Here is a 1,615-nt window from a genome sequence, read left to right as displayed (position 1 = left end):
CCTGAATTACCTGCAAGAACAGTACCCAGACCAGATCGCGCAAGTCACCAGCTATTTCGATACGCGCAATCCAAACTTGCTGTCCGACGACGGCTCGGTAGCGTTCGCGGCCATCGGTTTAGCAGGTGACGACGAGCAAACTCTGCGTGATTTCCGCACCATCCAGGATGATCTCACCGGCGCCGCAACCGCCCAGGGCCTAGATATCGAGGTTGCCGGAGCCACCGCCGTTGCTGATGCTTTGGACGACGGCATGGCGCACGATATCTCGGTTGCCGAACGCGCAGCGCTACCGCTGGTGGGCTTGCTGTTGCTGTTCGTCTTCGGTTCCGTCGTCGCCGCGTTTATGCCGTTGATCGTCGGCGCACTGTCGATCATGGGCTCCATCGGCATTCTCTCGGTATTGGCCGGGTTTATCCAGGTCAACGTGTTTTCACAGGCCGTCGTCACGCTGCTGGGCCTAGGCCTGGCCATCGACTACGGGCTATTTATGGTCTCGCGCTTCCGCGAAGAACTAGATAAAGGCCGTGATACCCGCACAGCTGTCGCGATTACCACCGCCACCGCTGGGCAAACGGTGGTCTTTTCCGCACTCATGGTGGCCGTGGCCATTTCCAGCCTGCTGATTTTCCCGCAGGCGTTTTTGAAATCCGTTGCTTATGGCGCGATTTCCGCCGTCGGCCTAGCGGCGCTGCTTTCGGTGACGGTGCTGCCAGCTATTTTCGGCATGCTCGGCCACAACATCGACAAGTGGACGGTACGCAAGACCAAACGCTCCCGCCCAATCGAGGAAACCTTCTGGTACCGCGTGCCACGCTGGGCCATGAGCAAAGCTCGCTGGTTTACCGTCGGCATCACCGCCCTGCTGCTCGCACTGACCATCCCGCTGTTGGGTGTCAGCTTCGGCGGCATCAACGAGACCTATCTGCCACCGAGCCACGAAACCCGCCAGGCACAGGATCGTTTCAACGAGCAATTCCCGGAACACCGCACCGAGCCCATCAAACTTGTAGTCAAGGGGGCCGATAACCAGCAGCTTGTCGACGTCGTCTTGCAAGCCCGTGAGATCGAAGGGCTGACCTCCCCCATGGCGCCGTCCAGCCAGACCATAGACGGCACCACTGTGTTGAGCGCCGGTATTGCAGACCGCGAAGATAACGCCGAAGTTATCGAACAACTGCGCGCGATTACAGCACCGGAAGGCGTGGAACTTTACGTCGGCGGTACCCCGGCGATGGAAGTCGAATCACTCGAAGCGCTGTTTGAGAAACTGCCGTGGATGGCGCTGTACGTTATTGTCGCCACGTTCTTGCTGATGGCCGCGGTGTTCGGCTCGCTGATCATCCCGGCAAAAGCCATCATCATGACGGTGCTGACCTTAGGCGCCACCCTGGGTATTTTGACCGGCATGTTTGTCCTCGGCGCTGGTTCCGGACTGTTGGATTTCTCGCCAGGCCCACTGATGAGCCCGATCCTGGTGCTGATCATCGCCATCATTTATGGCTTGTCGACGGACTACGAGGTCTTTTTGGTTTCGCGCATGGTGGAAGCCCGCAAGCGTGGAGCGTCAACCGACGACGCCATCAACTACGGCACCGCGCACACCGGCCACATC

1 protein-coding gene is annotated in these 1,615 nt (G+C 59.3%); it reads left to right on the top strand.

The window, feature by feature from the left end; genetic code table 11:
- Positions 1 to 1,615, top strand: a 1,615-nt coding sequence (locus BKN05_RS12440; protein WP_286688779.1) for an MMPL family transporter, incomplete at both ends; no start/stop codon positions are given.

Source organism: Corynebacterium sp. S5S1 (assembly GCF_001913985.1).
Taxonomy (GTDB): domain Bacteria; phylum Actinomycetota; class Actinomycetes; order Mycobacteriales; family Mycobacteriaceae; genus Corynebacterium; species Corynebacterium marquesiae.
This window is presented reverse-complemented; position numbering and strand designations above follow the sequence as displayed.